The organism is Streptomyces sp. WM6378 (genome assembly GCF_001279695.1).
Taxonomy (GTDB): Bacteria; Actinomycetota; Actinomycetes; order Streptomycetales; family Streptomycetaceae; genus Streptomyces.
Genome location: NZ_LGDD01000199.1, coordinates 89318 through 107306, shown reverse-complemented (window position 1 = coordinate 107306; position 17989 = coordinate 89318). Strand labels below are relative to the sequence as shown.

Sequence of the window (17989 nt, the reverse complement as noted above, 5' to 3'; positions counted from 1 at the left end):
GTCGCTGTGGAAGAACAAGCGGACCCGGTTCCTGGCGCTCGGTCTGCTGGCCGTTCGCTTCGTCATCCGGTACGGGCTCGGTGTCGCCGGTCTCGCGCTGGGCGCGGCGGCTGGTCAGCTCACGCTGGGCATCGTGATGGCGGTCATCGGTACGGCGATGGCCTGGGGCGACCAGTGGCTGATCCTGCGCACCCTCAAGCACGCCCAGGCCGCCCAGGCCGCCTAATCACTTCCCCCGCGCCAGTGCCCCCGCTCCTCCAGCCCCCAGGAGGACGGGGGCACTGGCATGTCTCAGTGCTGCTCGGGCTTCAGGCTTCTTCCCAGGGGGCGGGGTCAGGTCGGCGGTGCCACCACCATCCGGTGGGCCGTTGTTCGGAGGCCGGACCCAACAACTGCCTCTGAAGGCCTCCCGCGCTGTCCTCGGCGGTAGCAGCGACGAATCGCCTGTCCAGCTGGTCCAGAGCCTCGTTCAACAAAACGGCCACGTCATGAGGCAGTCGGCCGACGAGGTCCACGAGAGCGTCGCGGGCCTCCAGCCGTTCCCGGTAGAGACCGGCGGGATACCAGCCCGATGGCGCCCACCTCGATTCCATCTGCGTAATGACCCTCTCCCACACCGCCAAGTTGTTCTGCGCGGTCCAGATGGGGCTGCCGGTTTCCTCATCGAGGGAAAGCTGCGCCAGATATGAAGCCGACTCCCGCACTCTCCCCAAGGATGCCTTGAAGCGGTCGGTGACGGGACTGTCGGGCCGCTGCTCCCGCACGATCTCCTCGAAGTGTTCCACCGTGGCCTGCGGGAGCTGGGGCACCGGTGCCTCGACGGCCGTGACCGTGTAGACGGGCGGCTCGTCCTCGGAGGGTTCGAGCCTCGCGCGGGTGATCAGCCCTTGCGGTGTCGCCACCCAGTACGCGCTGGGTGGTGCTTCCTCTGCGGGGAACAGGACGGTCGTGTTCACGGCCTTCGCGAACCTCGCGGCGAGTTCTGATTCGAGCGGTTGGTCGACGACCGTCTCCTGGACGTAGATGTCCAGTGACCACGTCAAGTCGCCGAGAAGCGGCTGGAGTTCGCACGACACGGCCGCGTCCCAGTATCGGAGATCGGGATCTGTGCCGGGGGCTCCGACATCCACCTCGTCCACCGCGACGTCGAGACATTCGGCAAGGGCGACGGTCACGGCGCCGGGGTTGAGGGAGTCGAGGGTAAGGAGGTTGTATGTCACGGATACGTCCCTGAACCCGGCCCGGGGCTACTTCCCCGGTGCCACGATTCCGCGGTTCTCCAGGAACATCAGCACGTGCCCGCATTCACGACAGGCCAGCGACGTCAGGTAGGTCTTGCTGGCGAACATCTTGTCCGGCCGATAGAACTTCGCCGAGACGGGGGCCGCGTTGGACGCGTACAGCTCGACGGTCTCAAGCCCCCCGCCGCACAAAGGACATGACTCCGGGGGCACGGGGGGAAGCTGCGGTATCGCCATGGCGGGATCTTACGTACGACCCCGCTCAGGACGTCTTGACCGTGCTCACGAACTGCGTCCACGCGGCGACGCCCACCACGAGTACTGGCCCGCCCGGGTTCTTGCTGTCCCGGACTGGGACTACCGTCCCGAAGCCGTCCGCCACTTCGAGGCAGTCGCCGCCCTCGTCATTGCTGTACGAGGACTTGCGCCAGGATCCGTCGGCCACCTCGACGCAGTCCCCGCCCTCCGCATTGCTGTAGGACGACCTGCGCCACGCGCCCTCCGCCACTTCGACGCAGCTCCCGCCCTCCGCGTTGCTGTACGAGGATTTCCTCCAGCGGGCAGTGGCCAGGGGGCGCGTTATGTTCATGCTGCGAAGTCCTCCATTGCCGCCCGGATCAAGGACAGGGACGCGTCCGGCGACAATGCCACGGCCCTGCCCAGATCGTAGGTCTTTGCATAGCGGGCTACCAGGGTAGGAGCGTCCAACAGCTGGCCCGAGTGGGAGTTTTCGGTGTATACGGCCGGGGGTGCATCGGTGAAGGACATGAGGGCGAACATGCCGTTCATCAAGGGATGCGCGCCGACGGCCAACGGAAGAACCTGGACCAGGATGCGGTTCCGCTCCGCCAACTCGGCGATGTGGGTTAGTTGTTCGCGCATGACCCTGCTTCCGCCAACCGGAGTGCGCAGCACGATCTCGTGCAGGATGAACCACAGCTCCGGGCACGTTGGATCGTCCAGGAGCCGGGCTCGTTCCTGCCGTGTGGTGACGTTCTTGTCGATGTCCTCTTCGGTGGCCAGCGGCCTCGCAGCTCGGGTGTACGCCCGCGTGTACTCCGGGATCTGAAGCAACCCCGGCACGATCATCGGCGCGTACTCGCAGATCGCGGAGGCCATCGACTCCAGCTCGGCCGCAAGCTGGAAATACTCCGCATGCTGCGAAGCCTGCTCCATCGCGACGCACATCCGGGTCAGGATCCCGTCCGTATTCAGCGCCGCGTCGAGCAGCTTGGCCATTTCCCTCGTCGGGCGCCGGGTCGCCGACTCCATCTGGCCGATGTACGTGCCCGAGCAGAAGACCAGCGCCCCCAGCTCCTCCTGGGACAGCCCCGCCTCCTCGCGTTTGCGGCGCAGCTCGGTGCCGTAGAAGGCGCGGGGCGAGTCCCACGGGTTGAGGTCCTTGGGTCGCATGGGCAACTCCCTTGTGCCACACCAGTGTTGAATGGGTCGGGCGTACCGCCCATCGAGGGTGGCTCCGTACGGTGACCATTCGCGCACGGAACGTGAAATCACCCGTACGGCCCCAGCCGGTGCGGCAAACCATTAGATATGCGGCATTGCGGCTACTTTCCTCAGTTATGGGAGTTTCGAGTTCTGCCAAGCGGATGCTGGTCGGACGGCCGCTGGACACCAGTCGGCTCGGTGAGACGCTGCTGCCCAAGCGGCTCGCGCTGCCGATCTTCTGTAGCGACCCGCTCTCCTCGGTCGCGTACGCCACCGAGGAGATCCTGCTGATCCTCGCGCTCGGCGGAGCCACCCTGCTGCACCTCACCTGGTATGCGGCGGCGGCGATCATTTTTCTGTTGGTGGTCGTGGTGGCCTCGTACCGGCAGACCTGTTACGCCTATCCGGGTGGTGGCGGCGCCTACATCGTCAGCGCCGAGAACCTCGGGCCCACCGCCGCGCTCACCGCGGCCAGCGCGCTGCTCGTCGACTACGTGCTCACCGTCGCCGTGTCCGTGGTGTCCGGTGTTGCTGCCATTACGTCGGCCATCCCCTCGCTCGCCGATCACCAAGTCGCCCTGTCCGTCACGTTCGTGGTGATCCTCACCGTCATGAACCTGCGCGGGGTGAGGGAGTCGGGGCGGGTGTTCGCGATTCCCACGTACGGCTTCGTGTTCGTGATCTACGTGATGTTCGCGTTCGCCGCCGTACGGCTCGCCACCGGCACCACCATCCGTGCCGAGTCCGCCGCGCTGCCCATCCACGCGGCCGGGACGTACGCCGGGATCGCCGTCGTGCTGCTCGCCATGCGAGCCTTCGCCTCCGGGTGTACGGCCCTGACGGGGGTGGAGGCGATCAGCAACGGCGTACCCGCGTTTCAGAAGCCGAAGAGCCGCAACGCCGCCAACACCCTCGCCGCGATGGGCCTGTTGTCGGTCACCATGTTCGCCGGGATCACCGCGCTCGCCATGGTCTACAAGGTCCATGTGGCCGCCGATCCAACGGAGTTGGGGCTGCCGGCCGGGACTGCCATGTCCACCGCGCTCGCGCAGATCGCGCGGGCCACGTTCGGGCACGTGGACATCATGTTCTACCTGGTGCAGGCCTTCACCGCGGGCGTGCTGATCCTTGCCGCGAACACCGCGTTCAACGGGTTCCCGATGCTCGCCTCGATCCTGGCCCGCGACCGGTACGCGCCGCGCCAGCTCTACAACCGGGGCGACCGGCTCGTCTACTCCAACGGTGTCGTGCTGCTCGCGCTCGCCGCGATCGCGCTGATCGTGATGTTCGACGCGGAGCTGTCCCGGCTGATCCAGCTGTACATCATCGGCGTCTTCGTCTCGTTCACGCTGTCGCAGGCCGGCATGGTCAAGCACTGGCGCAAGGAGCTCGCGACCCCGGCGGGCCAGGAGAACCGGCGGCACATCCACCGCTCGCTCGCCATCAACTCGGTCGGCGCGACCATGACCGCGATCGTCCTCGTCATCGTGCTGATCACCAAGTTCACGCACGGGGCATGGCTGGTGATCATCGCGATGCCGCTCCTGTTCGTCGGGATGAAGGGCGTACGGCGGCACTACGACCAGGTGGCCAGGGAGGTCGCCGTCGAGCCGGACGCCAAGCCGCGCAGGCCGTCCCGTCACCACGCGTTCGTCCTCGTCTCCAGCGTGCACGCACCCACCCTGAAGGCGATCGGCTTCGCCCAGGCGCTGCGGCCCGACACCCTGACCGCGCTCACGGCCGCCGCCGACGACGACGCGGTCAAGCTGCGCGAACAGTGGGCCACGCACGACCTGGGCGTACCGCTGAAGATCATCAACTCGCCGTACCGGGAAGTCGTCGGGCCGGTCCTCGCCCATGTGAAGGAGACGGCGGACTCGGATCCGGGCGCGATGGTGTCCGTGGTCATCCCCGAGTACATCGTGGGCCACTGGTGGGAGCAGCCGCTGCACAACCAGAACGCGCTGCGGCTGAAGGCCCGGCTGCTGTTCATGCCGGGGGTGACCGTGATCGACGTGCCGTACCGGTTGCACTCCGCGCGGAAGGACGAGCCGGTCAAGCAGTGAATCCGTAGTGCTCCCGTAGTACTGGGGAGCCACCCCGTAGCACTCGGGAGCTACCCGCGAAGTGGGCTCTCCAGCGCGACGCCGATGACATCGTCCGATTCATAACTTCCTTACCGACAGCGGTGATTCATCGCTGCACTTCACCGGTAAGGAAGGGTCCCTCATGGCGCCGCCCCGCTCTCCGCACGGCCGGCAACCGCACGGCATGCATCCCCGTACCGGCCGGATGCGCCGGACCCTGATCGCGCTGCTCGTCGCCGCGTCGGTGGCGGTGCCGCTGTCGGGTGCGGCTCGGCCGGCCGCGGTGCCCGCCCCCGCTCCGGCCGCGCTCGCCCCGCTGTCGGTGGCCGGTCTCGACGCCCGGTACGCGGCCAACCGCGGCAACATCCTGGCAGCCGAGAAGATGGCCGAGGACTCCGGAAACCGGCGCAGGGCGCGGGCGCTGGACGACATGGCCGGCCCCGGCCGTACCTTCCTCTCCTTCGACGGGCGCGACGGCGGGCGCACGGCAGAGGTCTTCGGCGACCTGGCCCACGCCGAGCGGATCGCGGTCCTGGTCCCGGGCTCGGACACCAACCTCGACCTGTACGCGCGGCTCAGGGACGGCGCGCTGGCCCTGTCGAAGCAGCTCGGCCCGGGCGCGGCGGTCATCGCCTGGATGGGGTACGAGACCCCGGCGACGGTGAGCCCCGAGATCCTCACGCCGGGGCGGGCGGATGACGCTGCATCTCAACTTGCCTTATTTGTAAGAGGGTTGCGATCGGCCAAGCCCTCAGCCCGTACCGCTCTCCTCTGCCACTCCTACGGCTCGGTGGTCTGCGCGAAGGCCGCGTCCGGCGTGGATGTCGCCGACATCGTCCTGTACGGCAGCCCCGGTACGGGCTTCGACACGGCGGCTGCCCTGCACACCCGGGCCACGGTGTGGGCGGGCCGGGGCGGGGCCGACTGGATCGGCGACGTGCCGCACGTCAGCCTCCAACTCCCCTTCATGACGCTCGGGTTCGGAACCGATCCCGTCTCCCGTCACTTCGGGGCCCGTCTCTTCGACGCGGGGCCCGGTGGCCACAGCGACTACTTGAAACCCGGCTCCGTACCGCTGAAGAACATCGCCCGGATCGTGAACGGCCGGCCGCCGGTCGGCCCGCCCCGGATCGGCCAGACCCCGATCGGACCGTCATCGCAGGAGGATCGCCATGCGTGAACTCATCCAGCGCATCGAGGAGGCGACCCCGGCCGGCCGCGACCGTGCCGTGGACGCGCTGCGCGCCTTCGCCATCCTCGGGGTGGTGCTCGGCCACTGGCTGGTCACCGCGCTCGTCTTCGACAGCGGGACGGTGCACGGCGCGAGTCCGCTCCAGCACATGCCCCAACTGGCGCCCATATCCTGGGTGTTCCAGACACTGGCCGTCTTCTTCCTGGTGGGCGGGCAGGTCGCGACGAAGAGTTACGCGTCCGCCCGCGCCCGGGGTGTGACGTACGGGCAGTGGCTGAGAGCACGGCTCGGCAGGCTCTTCCGGCCGGTGGCGGCGGTGCTCGTGGTGTGGCTGGTCGCGGCGGGCGGGATGCTCGCGTCGGGCGTGGGGCTCGACACGCTGCACACCCTGTTCAAGCTGGTCCTGTCGCCGCTGTGGTTCCTGCTCGTCTTCGCGGCCCTGACGGCGGCGACGCCGCTGGTGTCCCGGGTGCATCCGCTGTGGCCGCTCGCGGTCGTCATGTACGTGGACGTGTACCGCTTCGGGAACGGCGGGGCACAGTGGACGGGGTGGCTCAACCTGCCGGCGGGGTGGCTGGTGCCGTACTGCCTGGGGGCGCTGTGGGCCCGGCGGGGCGCGGGCACGTCGCTGCGGACGACGGGGTGGGTGCTGCTGGTCGGGGGTTCCGTGGTCACCGCGCTGCTCGTGCTGTTCGCGGGGTATCCCGCCTCGATGGTCGGGGTGCCGGGGGCCGCGATATCCAACCTGAACCCGCCGACGCTGGCCGCCGTCACGTTCGGGCTCGCGCAGTGCGGCGCCGCGCTGCTGCTGCTCGGCCCGTTGCGCCGGGCGCTGCGGCGGCCGACGCTGTGGGCGGCGGTGGCGCTGGTGAACCTGTCCGCGATGACGATTTTCCTGTGGCACCAGACGTCGATGATCGCGGTCACTTGCCTGGGTCTGCTCGCGGGCGGCGACCTGGCCGGACTGCACACCGTGCCTGACGGCAGTGCCTGGGTGCTGGCCCGGCTGGCCTGGCTGCCGGTGTTCGCGGTGATGCTGGTGGTGTGCTGGGTGACGTTCCGCGCGTACGAACAACCGAGGCGCGGGCGCGGGGGGTCGAGGGTGGTGCGCGCGGGGCGGCCCGCTCGGACGGGGGAGATGGGGCGTGCCTAGGGTGAGCTTCGTGAAACAGGGGGACGGGGAACGGGCGCGGCAGGTGGGGCGGCGGGGCGCGGCGCGACTGCGGGCGGTGCCGCGCGCCCTGCGCGAGGACCTGATTCCGGTCTCGGAGTCGTCGCCGCCCCGGTCGCAGCCGGAGTGGATGATGTGGCGGCCCGCGCTCATGGTTCCGCTGCTGTTCGGCGCGGTGTTCGCGGTCGCCGCCGGCACCGACCAGTATGCCCACCGCTTCCACCTGGGGGTGGAGACGGGTGTGGTGCTGGCCGGGATCCAGGCCGGGGCACTGATCCTCGCGCTCTACCGGCCGCTGGCGGCCTGGTGGGCGGCGACCACCGTCATGCTCGTGGCCGCGTTGTGGGCGGAGTCCCGGGTCGACCTGGACGCCGTGTATCCGTGGAGCGGGCCCGGGATCGCGGTCCAGACCGCGGTGCTCCTCTTCGTCGCGCTGCGACACCGGCCCCGGGTCGCGGTCGAGACGCTGGCGATCAGCCTGGGTACGGGCGTGCTCTGCTCGGTCCTCCACACCCGGCCGCACAGCTCGCCGAGCGCCGGGCTCGCGTTCGTGTTCTTCTCGATCGCCGTCGTGGTCGGGGCGGCGCTGCGCGGCCGCCGGGTGGCCCGTACGCAGCTCGTCGTACAGGAGGAGATCACCGCCGAGGAGCGGGCCCGGCGCACGCTGCTTGAGGAGCGCAGCCGGATCGCGCGCGAGCTGCACGATGTGGTGGCCCACCACATGTCGGTCATCTCCATCCAGGCGCAGGTTGCCCCGCACCTTGTGGAGAACCCGTCGGACGAGCTGAAGGAGAATTTGGCGGGGATACGGCAGAACGCGGTCGAGGCGCTCACCGAGCTGCGGCGGGTGCTGGGCGTACTGCGCTCCGAGGATCCGGCGGCGGAGGGCGCTCGCCATGCCCCTCAGCCGTCGCTCGATCGTCTTGATGAGCTGGTGGCGAACGTGCGGGGGGCGGGGGTGTCGGTGACCGCCGATGTGGTGGGTACGCCGCGCGCGCTCTCGCCCGGGGCGGAACTGTCCGCCTTCCGCATCGTGCAGGAGGCGCTGAGCAATGCGATGCGGCATGCGCCGGGGGCGGCGGTGCGGGTGCTGATCGCGTACCACCGGTCGGGCTTGGTCGTACGGGTCACCAACACCGCGCCGGACCGCCCGGTCGCCCCGTCGCCCGGAGCGGGGCACGGGTTGCTGGGGATGCGGGAGCGGACTGCGATGCTGGGGGGCGAGCTTGCCGCGGGGGCAACGCCGGACGGGGGGTACGAAGTGAGCGCGACGCTTCCGCTGGAGGGCAGGCCGTGACGATCCGGGTGCTGATAGCGGACGACCAGATGATGGTCCGTCAGGGATTCACGGTGCTGCTCAACGCGGAGCCGGACATCGAGGTGGTGGGGCAGGCGGTCAACGGCCTCGAAGCGGTGGCGCTCGCGGCCGAACTCGCCCCCGACGTCGTCCTGATGGACATCCGCATGCCGGAACTGGGCGGCATCGAGGCGACCCGTCGCGTTACGGGGGAGGCCGGGTCGGAGGTGAGGGTGCTTGTTCTCACCACCTTCGACCTCGACGAGTACGTGTACGAGGCGCTGCGCGCGGGGGCGTCGGGGTTCTTGCTGAAGGATGCCTCCGCCGATGAACTCGCCCATGCGGTACGGGTGGTGGCGTCCGGGGATGCCCTGCTCGCCCCGAACATCACCAAGCGCCTGATCGCGGAGTTCTCGCGGCTGACGGAGTCGCCTCGGGCTCCGCTGAAGGAGCGGGTGGGTGTCTTGACGGAGCGCGAGACGGAGGTGCTGTCCCTGATCGCGCAGGGCCTGTCCAACGCGGAGATCGCGGCGGGGCTGGTGCTGGCCGAGCAGACGGTGAAGACGCATGTCAGCCGGGTGCTGGTGAAGCTGGGGTTGCGGGACCGTACGCAGGCGGCGGTGTACGCGTACGAGTCCCGCCTGGTAACCCCGGGCTGACCAACCCCCTGGGAGCTTTCCCACCCTCCCCTCCCTGCTCCTCAAGAGCTTGGGGGAGGGTGGGGAAGAAGGGGCGGGGCTACAGCCACCCGAACCGCCGCGCGTACCACCCCTTCACCACCTGCGTAAGCGTGCAGTACGCCAGCAGCACTCCCACCAGCCACGGGAAGTAGCTCATCGGTACCGGTACGAAGCCGAGCGTCGGGGCCAGTGGGGAGAAGGGGAGGTACAGGCCCGTCGCCACTGCCAGGATCGTCATCACCATCACCGGCCACGTCGCCCGGGACTGGATGAACGGGATCTTACGAGTGCGGATCATGTGGACTATCAGGGTCTGCGACAGCAGGCCCTCGATGAACCAACCCGACTGGAACAGCGCCTGGTTGGATTCGGAATTCGCTCCGAAGACGTTCCACATGATCACGAACATCGCTATGTCGAAGATCGAGCTGATGGGCCCGATCGTCACCATGTAGCGCCCGATCCCCTTCGCGTCCCAGTTGCGCGGCTTGCGCAGGTACTCCTCGTCCATGCGGTCCCACGGCGTGGCCAGCTGGGCGATGTCGTACACCAGGTTCTGGACCAGGAGCATGATCGCGAGCATCGGCTGGAAGGGGATGAAGGCGGAGGCGACCAGGACCGAGAAGACGTTGCCGAAGTTCGACGACGCCGTCATCTTGACGTACTTGATCGTGTTGCCGAAGGTGGTGCGGCCCTGGACCACGCCCTGCTCAAGGACCGTGAGGTCCTTCTCAAGCAGGATGATGTCCGCCGACTCCTTGGCGATGTCGACGGCCGTGTCGACGGAGATGCCGACGTCCGCGTCCCGCAGCGCCGCCGCGTCGTTGATGCCGTCCCCGAGGAAGCCGACCGTGTGCCCGTCGGCCTGCAGAGCCCGTACGATGCGGGCCTTCTGCACCGGGTTGATCTTCGCGAACACCGCGGTGTGCGCGGCCAGTTGGCGCAGGGCCGCGTCGTTCAGGGCGTCCACCTCCGGGCCCGTCACGACCGTGCCGACCTCGATGCCGACGTCCGCGCAGACCCGGGCCGCGACCAGCTCGTTGTCACCGGTGACGACCTTCACCGCGATGCCCTTGTCCGCGAGGCCGCGCAGCGCCGCGGCCGCGTCCGCCTTCGGCGGGTCGAGGAAGGCGAGGAAGCCGACGAGGGTGAGGCCGGACTCGTCCGCGACGGTGTACGTGTCGCGCGCGGTCGGCATCGTGCGGGTGGCGACGGCCAGGACCCTGAGCCCCTGGCGGTTGTTGTCCTCGGCGGTGCGGGTGACGTGCCACCGGAGCTGGTCGGTGAGCTCCACGCGCTCGCCGCGGTCCATCATGTGCGTGCACAGGGCGACGACTTCCTCTACCGCGCCCTTGGTGATGAGTACGTGATCCGCTCGGCCCGCGCCGCCCAGCAGGCCGTTGCGATTGAGAACGACGGACATCCGGCGTCGGGCGAAGTCGAAGGGGATCTCGTCGACCATCGAGAACCGTGCGTCGACGACAACCTCCTCGGCCTCGCCGACGCGGTCGATGACCGCCTGGTCCATGAGGTTGCGCAGGCCGGTCTGGAAGTGGGCGTTCAAGTACCCGTACTCCAGAACCTCGTTGTCCGCCGCGCCGTGCACGTCGAGGTAGCGGTCGAGGACGATGCGGTCCTCGGTGAGGGTGCCCGTCTTGTCGGTGCACAGGACGTCCATCGCGCCCAGGTTCTGGATCGCGTTGAGCCGCTTGACGACGACCTTCTTCTTCGCCATCGCGACGGCGCCGCGCGCGAGGTTCGCCGAGACGACCATCGGCAGCATCTCGGGCGTGAGCCCGACCGCGACGGCGATGGCGAACAGGAACGCCTCGTCCCAGTCGCCCTTCGTGAACCCGTTGATCGCGAACACGACGGGGACCATCACCAGCATGAAGCGGATGAGCAGGAAGCTGACGTTGCGGACCCCGTGGTCGAAGTTGGTCTGCGGCCGCTCCCCGACGAGCGAGCCCGCCATCGACCCGAAGTAGGTGTCCGCGCCGGTGGCGACCACAACTCCCGTCGCCGTACCGGACGTTACGGACGTGCCCATGAGGCAGAGGTTCCCCGCCTCGACGGGGTCGGCCCCCGGGGCGTTCCGGTTGTCCTCCCCGGGGCGTACGTCCGTCTTGGCCACCGGCAGCGACTCGCCCGACAGGGCGGCCTGACTGACCATCAGGTCCTTGGCGGTGACGAGTCGCAGGTCCGCCGGGATCAGGTCGCCGGCCCCGAGCTTGACCATGTCACCCGGGACGACCTGGTCCATCGGGATCTCGACGGTGGTCGTCAGCGCGCCGCGACCGGCCCGGCGCTGAACGGCGGTGGTCGTGGTGACGAGCTTCTTCAGCGCGTCGGCGGCCCGCCCGGAGCGGAACTCCTGCCAGAACCGCAGCAGCCCGCTGATGGCCACCATCACGGACAGGATGATCACGCCGGGGTCGGCCGGGTCCTGCCAGTACATGACTGCGGCGAGGAAGACGAGTACGGCGATGAACGGGTTCGCGTACGCCCTGGCGAGCTGCGCGTACCAGCGCGGGGCGCGCTCCTGGGCGACGGCGTTGAGCCCGTGCCGCTCCTGGCGGTCGAGCGCCTCGGCCTGGCAGAGCCCGTCGCGGTCGACGCCGTACTCCTTGAGGACCTGCGCGGTGGGCTGCGCGGCGATGGCGCCGAGCCGCTCGCCCACGGTGCGGGTGCGGGCCTCCAGCTCGGCGGCCCGCCGCTCGCGACGCCCGCGCCGGCCCGGCGGTGCGAGCTTCTCGGGGGTGGGGGTAGGGGTGAGCGTGGTCATGACGAGACCTCCCTGGGGTCGTCAGAGGTGGCGCCCCCGCGACATGCGGGCACGCGGACATGGGAAAGGCGTGCGCGAAGGGCGCACGCCGCGAGAGGGAGAGGGGCCGGTCGGGTCAGCCGACGGGCAGGGCGCGGCGAGGACTTCGGTCGGGACTCATTCCCGAACACCTCCTCGCTGCGGGCACGGCGGCGCCGAGAAGACGGCGACCGTGCGGTGTGGGCACGGTGATGACGGCTACCGTCATGACGGCCGTGCGGGTATTTGCGTCGATATGAAAGTAACATACTTGCGCGGACGCGAAAGTACTGGTTCCGGGTGCGGGGCTCGTACTTTCGGCGGACCGGGGTCCGGCTCTATGGGCGATCCGAGGCGCCCGCGCGGCCCGGCACGATCGTGGAATGCAATTCTCCCGTCGTACCGCGGTGGGGGCCGCGGTGGGAGTCGCGGTGGCGGGAGCCCTCGCCGTTCCGGCCCTGTGTACCGGACCGGCGCTCGCGGCCGCGCCCGTCGAGCAGCCCCATCCCGTGTCCCGCGCGGCCGAGCAGGCCGACCCGGCGCTCGACGTCGTCGCCGTCTCGATCGCGGCCGTCGCCTCGGCCGGCGGCCTGCTGTACGCCCGCCGCCGCCCGCGCTGACCTTCCGCCGTCTTCGGCGCTTCTTCTGCTTCTTCTTCCGCTTCCTCTGCTCCACCCCGGGGGTGTCCTCATGCTGCACGTGCTGTACCTGATCGGTGTCGCCGCGTTCGCGGCCAGCGGTGTCCTGGCCGCGAACCGGGCGAACATGGACCCCTTCGGCGGTCTGGTCCTGGCCTTCGCCGCGTCGGTGTCCGGCGGCACCCTGCGCGACCTGATCCTCGACCGTCACCCGCTGTACTGGACGCACGACTGGGTCCTGCTGACCGTCATCGCCTGCACGGCCGTCTCCACGATGCTGTACCTGCGGCGCTGGGAGCTGCCGCAGCGTTCCCTGATGGTGGTGGACGCGGTCGGCCTCGCCGTGGTCACGGTGATGGGCGCCCACGCCGCGGTGGACGCCGGGGTCACCCCGGCCGCGGTGGTGATCCTCGCCGTGCTGACCGGCGTCACGGGCGAGGTCGTACGCGACGTACTGTGCGGCCAGTTCCCGCCGCTGCTGCTCCGCGAGGAGGTGTACGCGACCGCCGCGTTGGCCGGCGCGCTCTGCTACCAGCTCCTGCACTGGCTGGAGGCGGGCCCGACCCCGACGACGGTCGTCGCCGCCGGGGTCGTCCTGTCACTGCGGTTGACGGCGGTCTTCCGGGACCTGCACCTGCCGAGGTTGCAGGGCGTGCGTCGAGGCGCGTCCGGTGGCGCCGAGTGCCCTGCCGCACATGCCGGACGCACCGAACACGCCGGACGGGCGCTCCGGTCAGCCGCGGCGGCGGCGCAGGAGGAGGAAGCCGCCGGCCGCGACGCCTGCGGTGGAGACCGCGGCCAGGGCTTGCGGGGCGACGGAGTTGCCGGACGGCGTTGACGGGGCGGGGGTCGGGGTTGCCGGGTCGCCGCCGTGGCCGTGGTGGCTCACCGTGGAGCGGGGTGCGTCCGCGGCGATCTTCTGCTCCGACGGCGCCGCGGCGGCCTTCGCGGTGCTGCCGTACACCACGTCCGAGCAGCTGTAGAAGGCCTCCGGGCTGTCGTCGCGCTGCCAGACCTTGTAGATGATGTGGCGGCCGGTGCGGGCGGGCAGCGTACCGGTGAAGTCGTAGTAGCCGTCCGTCGCCGTTCTGGAGGTCTGGTAGGTGGCTACGGGGGTGTCGTCCAGGTCGGACCACTTCAACGGCTTGGTCGGGTCGAAGCCCTGCTTGGTGATGTACACCGTCATCGTGCCCGAATGGGCCGCCGTGACACGGAACTTGAAGTCGAACTGCCCCGCCGCGACGCTGGTGGACGGCCAGTCGGTACGGGCCCAGTCAAGGGCCCGGTACTTGTCCCGGTTCGCCGAGCACAGCTTGCCGTCCGGGATGAGCTGACGGGACTGGCCGTTGGCGTTGGCGATGTTCACCTCGTTCCAGTCGTACAGCGGCTGGGTGCCCGAGTCCGCGACGAGGTCCTTGCACACCTGCGACACCGGGTGCTCCGGGCCCTCGGCGTAACAGGCGGCGATCCGGCTGACCGGGTTGAACATGGCTCCGTGCGCGGAGGCGGGCGTCGGGGCGAGGCTGAGGAGCGTCAGGGAGGTCGCCCCGAGGACACCCAGGGACGCTGCGGTACGCCGTGCGGACATGCGAGTGCTCCTTGATCGTGGGGAGGCGGGGCGGCTGCGGCGGTTCGCGGGCGCGCCAAGTCGCCCTCTGGTAGCGGTACTTGAGAGACTGGCATTGGTCTGGACCAAGTCGCAAGAGGTGTGCGGGCACCTGTCGGGAGCGGTTGGTGCCGGGAGGCTGGTGGTCGGCGCCGGGGTCGTGGAGGGCGGCGGCGATCCGTGCGAGCGGCCGTCCGACGACGGTGACGGCCTCGGTCTCCTCGACGGCCCAGCCGAGGCGGGCGCAGGGGCAGGAGGGGGGGGGGGGGGGCGCCCGGGCCCCGGTCCCCCCCCCGCCGGCCCGGACAGTAGAGTGCGGCTCCGTCCCCCGCGCGCTCACACCGAGGTACCCACACCGTGACCCCCCACTCTCCGAACCCCCTCCCCGACGTCACCGTCACCGTCATCGGGATCGGGGCCGACGGGTGGGCCGGGCTCGCCCCCCGGTCGCGGGACGCGCTCACCCGTGCCGATGTCGTCATCGGCGGGGCGCGCCAGCTCTCGCTGCTGCCCGACGCGTGCGGCGCGGAACGAGTTCCCTGGCCCAGCCCGCTCCGCCCCGCCGTCCCCGCACTCCTCGAAGCCCACCGCGGGCGTCGCATCGCCGTGCTGGCCAGCGGTGACCCCATGTTCTACGGGATCGGGCGGACCCTCACCGAGCTCCTCGAAACCCCGCCACTCGTCCTGCCGCACCCCTCCTCCCTCTCCTACGCCTGCGCCCGCCTCGGCTGGGCCGTCGAGGAGACCGAGGCCGTCACCGTCGTCGGACGGCCGCTCGCACGGATCGCCGCCGCCCTCCACGACGGGCGCCGGCTGCTCGTGCTCAGCGCCGGTGCCGACACCCCCGCCGACGTCGCAGCCCTCCTGCGCGACCGGGGGTTCGGGCCCAGCCGGATGCGAGTCCTCGAACAGTTGGGGTCCGAGGGCGAAGGCTGCGTCGAAGGGAGCGCCGACGGGTGGGACCTGCCGCCCGGCGACGCCCTCAACGTCATCGCCGTCGACTGCCGCCGCGCCCCCGACACCCTCCGCCTCGGCGGCGTGCCGGGACTCCCCGACGACGCGTACGAGCACGACGGGCAGCTCACCAAGCGGCACGTCCGCGCCGCCACCCTCGGCGCGCTCGCGCCCGCGCCCGGCGAACTGCTCTGGGACATCGGCGGCGGCTCCGGCTCCATCGCGGTCGAGTGGATGCGCACGCACCCCTCCTGCCGGGCCCTCACCGTCGAGCGCGACCCGGTACGGGCCGACCGCATCGCCCGCAACGCCGACCGGCTCGGCGTGCCCGCGCTGCGCGTCGTCACCGGCCCCGCCCCGGCCGCACTGGCTCAACTCCCCACCCCCGACGCCGTGTTCATCGGCGGCGGCCTCACCGCGCCCGGGCTGCTCGCGGCCTGCTGGGACGCGCTTCCCGCCGGCGGACGGCTCGTCGCCAACACCGTCACCCTGGAGTCCGAGGCGCTGCTCGCCGAGTGGTACCGGCGGCACGGCGGCGAACTCGTACGGCTCGCGGTCGCGCACGCCGTGCCGGTCGGCGGGTTCACGGGGTGGCGACAGGCCATGCCCGTCACGCAGTGGTGCGTAACCAAGTCCGATCCTTCGCCGATCAACCACCCCTCATCTGGAGCAGTCACATGACCGTGTACTTCATCGGCGCGGGCCCCGGTGCCGCCGACCTGATCACGGTGCGCGGCGCCCGTACGCTCGCCTCCTGCCAGGTCTGCCTGTACGCGGGGAGCCTCGTCCCGCGCGAGCTCCTCGCGGAATGCCCCGAGGGCGCCCGCCTCGTGGACACCGCGCAGCTCAACCTGGACGAGATCATCGGGGAGTTGGTACGCGCCCACGAGGCGGGGCAGGACGTGGCCCGGCTGCACTCCGGCGACCCTTCGGTGTTCAGCGCCGTTGCCGAGCAGATGCGGCGGCTCGATGCGGCCGGGGTGCCCTACGAGGTCGTGCCGGGGGTGCCCGCGTTCGCCGCGGCCGCGGCCGCCCTCAAGCGGGAGCTCACCGTGCCCACGGTCGGCCAGACCGTCATCCTGACCCGCATCGCCCAGCGCGCCACGGCCATGCCGGAGGGCGAGGACCTCGCGACGCTGGGGCGCAGCGGGGCGCTTCTTGTTCTGCACCTGGCTACGGGGTACGTCGACCGTGTCGTCGAGGAGTTGCTGCCGCACTATGGCGCGGACTGCCCTGCGGCGGTGGTCGCCTTCGCCTCCCGGCCCGATGAGCTCGTCCTGCGCGGGACGCTCGCCGACATCGCGGGGCAGGTCAAGGAGGCGGGTGTCGTGCGTACGGCTGTGATTCTGGTGGGGCGGGTGCTGGGGGCGTCCGAGTTCAGGGACAGCCACCTGTACTCGGCCGACCGGCACCGCTGCTAGGGGGCTGCCCCTGACCCGGGGTTGCTGGGGGCGCTGCCCCCCGCCCCCCGCTCCTCAAACGCCGGAGGGGCTGGTTCGGTTGGCTGCGGGCCGTCGCGGGCTGGCCGCGCCCACGCGGCGGAGCCGCACGATGTCACAGCCCCGCGCCCCTAACAGGACTGGTGTCGGCCCAGTACTGGCATCTTCAGCCTGTCCGGCGCAGGACTGGTGTCGGCCCAGTACTGGCATCTTCAGCCTGTCCGGCGATTGAGGACGAGCGCCCTTGAGGCGCGAACGGGGTCTGGGGCGGAGCCCCAGCACCTGCCGGTCCAGCGTGACGTCACGGCCCAGCCGGCTCGCTTCGGCCCACCACGTTCCCCGCCCGGTCGATGCAGATCACGTCCACCACCACCGGCGCCCCCCGCAGCACCCCCAGCGCTTCGTCCCGGGCCCGTGCCGCCACCAGGTCGCCCAGGGGGACCCCCGCCGCCGTGCACGACTGGAGTGCCGCCAGGCCTGTGTTGGCCTCCGCCACCTCCGCCGCCAGCGACTCCGCCGCGCCGCCCTCGCGGGCCAGTTCCGCCAGGAACTGCTTGTTCACCTGGGAGCGGGCCGAGTGCAGGTCCAGGTGGCCCGCCGCCAGTTTCGACAGTTTCGCGAAGCCGCCGCAGATCGTCAGGCGGTCCACCGGGTGGCGGCGTACGTACTTCAGGACCGCTCCCGCGAAGTCGCCCATGTCCAGGAGGGCGTCCTCCGGCAGGCCGTACTCCGTCACCACCGTCTTCTCCGACGTCGAGCCCGTGCACCCCGCCACATGCGTACGGCCCGCCGCCCTCGCCACGTCCACCCCACGCCGGATCGAGTCGATCCACGCCGAGCAGGAGTAAGGGACGACGATGCCCGTGGTGCCCAGGATCGACAGGCCGCCCAGGATCCCCAGGCGCGGGTTCCACGTGGAGCGGGCGATCTCCTCTCCGTGGTCCACCGAGATCGTGATCTCCACGTCTCCCGGCACGCCGTGCCGGCCCGCCACCAGCGCCACGTGGTCCCGCATCATCTGGCGCGGAACCGGGTTGATCGCCGGTTCGCCCACCGGCAGCGGCAGGCCCGGCAGGGTGATCGTGCCCACCCCCTCGCCCGCCCGGAACACCACGCCCGAGCCCGGCGGAAGCAGCCGCACCGTCGAGCGGATCAGCGCGCCGTGCGTCACGTCCGGGTCGTCGCCCGCGTCCTTCACCACCGCCGCCATCGCCCGCCCGGCCGCCAGCTCCTCCGCCGCCAGCGCGAACGCCGGGGTCTGGCCGCGCGGCAGCGTGATCGTCACCGGGTCGGGGAACTCTCCGGTCAGCAGCGCGGTGTACGCGGCGGTCGTGGCCGCCGTCGCACAGGCACCGGTCGTCCAGCCGGGGCGAAGGCCGGTGTGCTTGAGTTGGGCGCCGCGCCCGCCCTTCGCCTCACTCATCGCCCACGGCCC

General features: G+C 70.6%; 17 protein-coding genes. 10 read left to right on the top strand and 7 right to left on the bottom strand.

Annotated elements, in window-relative coordinates:
• On the top strand, positions 1 to 226 hold a 226-nt coding region (locus ADK54_RS17170), incomplete at its 5' end, for a hypothetical protein (protein WP_420717322.1).
• Between the two features lie 82 nt (positions 227 to 308).
• On the opposite strand, the gene ADK54_RS17165 is transcribed toward ADK54_RS17170, so the two are convergent.
• Genes ADK54_RS17165 through ADK54_RS17150 form a run of 4 tightly spaced genes read right to left on the bottom strand, consistent with a single transcriptional unit; the run spans position 309 to position 2654 of the window.
• Positions 309 to 1220: a hypothetical protein gene (locus tag ADK54_RS17165; protein ID WP_053726508.1), complete on the bottom strand. Its 912-nt coding sequence runs from the start codon at positions 1218 to 1220 to the stop codon at positions 309 to 311.
• Positions 1221 to 1247: 27 nt separating this feature from the next.
• Positions 1248 to 1478: a hypothetical protein gene (locus ADK54_RS17160; RefSeq protein ID WP_159047796.1), complete on the bottom strand. Its 231-nt coding sequence runs from the start codon at positions 1476 to 1478 to the stop codon at positions 1248 to 1250.
• 25 nt (positions 1479 to 1503) lie between these two features.
• Positions 1504 to 1830, bottom strand: a complete 327-nt coding sequence (locus ADK54_RS17155; protein WP_078966439.1) for a DUF397 domain-containing protein — start codon at positions 1828 to 1830, stop codon at positions 1504 to 1506.
• Positions 1827 to 2654, bottom strand: coding sequence for a helix-turn-helix domain-containing protein (locus ADK54_RS17150; RefSeq protein ID WP_053726505.1), 828 nt, complete (start codon positions 2652 to 2654; stop codon positions 1827 to 1829). Before ADK54_RS17150 ends, ADK54_RS17155 begins: the two co-directional genes overlap by 4 nt.
• A 167-nt stretch (positions 2655 to 2821) precedes the next feature.
• On the opposite strand from ADK54_RS17150, the gene ADK54_RS17145 reads away from it, so the two are divergent.
• From ADK54_RS17145 to ADK54_RS17125, 5 genes are all read left to right on the top strand, one after another.
• Entirely contained in the window at positions 2822 to 4753 is a 1932-nt protein-coding gene (locus ADK54_RS17145; RefSeq protein ID WP_053726504.1) for an APC family permease, read from the top strand.
• 205 nt (positions 4754 to 4958) lie between these two features.
• Positions 4959 to 5954 (top strand): alpha/beta hydrolase, encoded by a 996-nt coding sequence (locus ADK54_RS17140; RefSeq protein ID WP_053726521.1) that lies wholly within the window; start codon positions 4959 to 4961, stop codon positions 5952 to 5954.
• A complete protein-coding gene (locus ADK54_RS17135) occupies positions 5947 to 7119 on the top strand; it encodes an acyltransferase family protein (RefSeq protein WP_053726503.1) in 1173 nt (390 codons plus the stop codon). Before ADK54_RS17140 ends, ADK54_RS17135 begins: the two co-directional genes overlap by 8 nt.
• 10 nt (positions 7120 to 7129) lie before the next feature.
• Positions 7130 to 8434 carry a sensor histidine kinase gene (locus tag ADK54_RS17130; RefSeq protein ID WP_234392107.1) on the top strand — a complete coding sequence of 435 codons (1305 nt, stop codon included), beginning with the start codon at positions 7130 to 7132 and terminating at the stop codon, positions 8432 to 8434.
• A gap of 29 nt (positions 8435 to 8463) precedes the next feature.
• Complete coding sequence (locus tag ADK54_RS17125; RefSeq protein WP_053726519.1) at positions 8464 to 9093, top strand: response regulator; 630 nt, start codon at positions 8464 to 8466, stop codon at positions 9091 to 9093.
• Positions 9094 to 9172: 79 nt separating this feature from the next.
• Here ADK54_RS17125 and mgtA read toward each other — a convergent pair whose 3' ends face one another.
• Entirely contained in the window at positions 9173 to 11899 is a 2727-nt protein-coding gene (mgtA, locus tag ADK54_RS17120) for a magnesium-translocating P-type ATPase (protein ID WP_053726502.1), read from the bottom strand.
• 401 nt (positions 11900 to 12300) lie between these two features.
• On the opposite strand from mgtA, the gene ADK54_RS17115 reads away from it, so the two are divergent.
• Together ADK54_RS17115 and ADK54_RS17110 are read left to right on the top strand one after the other, a co-directional pair.
• The gene (locus ADK54_RS17115) at positions 12301 to 12537 is read left to right on the top strand and encodes a hypothetical protein (protein WP_159047795.1); all 237 of its coding nucleotides are present in this window, start codon (positions 12301 to 12303) and stop codon (positions 12535 to 12537) included.
• 70 nt (positions 12538 to 12607) lie between these two features.
• On the top strand, positions 12608 to 13393 hold the full coding sequence (locus tag ADK54_RS17110; protein ID WP_078966437.1) for a trimeric intracellular cation channel family protein: 786 nt from the start codon (positions 12608 to 12610) through the stop codon (positions 13391 to 13393).
• Here the strand turns inward: ADK54_RS17110 and ADK54_RS17105 are convergent.
• On the bottom strand, positions 13289 to 14143 hold the full coding sequence (locus tag ADK54_RS17105) for a lytic polysaccharide monooxygenase auxiliary activity family 9 protein (protein WP_053726500.1): 855 nt from the start codon (positions 14141 to 14143) through the stop codon (positions 13289 to 13291). The genes ADK54_RS17110 and ADK54_RS17105 overlap by 105 nt on opposite strands.
• Before the next feature lie 375 nt (positions 14144 to 14518).
• Here ADK54_RS17105 and ADK54_RS17100 point away from each other — a divergent pair, with 375 nt between their 5' ends.
• Together ADK54_RS17100 and cobM are read left to right on the top strand one after the other, a co-directional pair.
• Complete coding sequence (locus tag ADK54_RS17100; protein WP_053726499.1) at positions 14519 to 15796, top strand: bifunctional cobalt-precorrin-7 (C(5))-methyltransferase/cobalt-precorrin-6B (C(15))-methyltransferase; 1278 nt, start codon at positions 14519 to 14521, stop codon at positions 15794 to 15796.
• Positions 15793 to 16536: a precorrin-4 C(11)-methyltransferase gene (cobM, locus tag ADK54_RS17095; protein ID WP_053726498.1), complete on the top strand. Its 744-nt coding sequence runs from the start codon at positions 15793 to 15795 to the stop codon at positions 16534 to 16536. Before ADK54_RS17100 ends, cobM begins: the two co-directional genes overlap by 4 nt.
• A gap of 319 nt (positions 16537 to 16855) precedes the next feature.
• Here the strand turns inward: cobM and ADK54_RS17090 are convergent, their stop codons facing one another.
• A complete protein-coding gene (locus ADK54_RS17090; RefSeq protein ID WP_053726497.1) occupies positions 16856 to 17977 on the bottom strand; it encodes a cobalt-precorrin-5B (C(1))-methyltransferase in 1122 nt (373 codons plus the stop codon).
• Between the last annotated feature and the right edge of the window lie 12 nt (positions 17978 to 17989).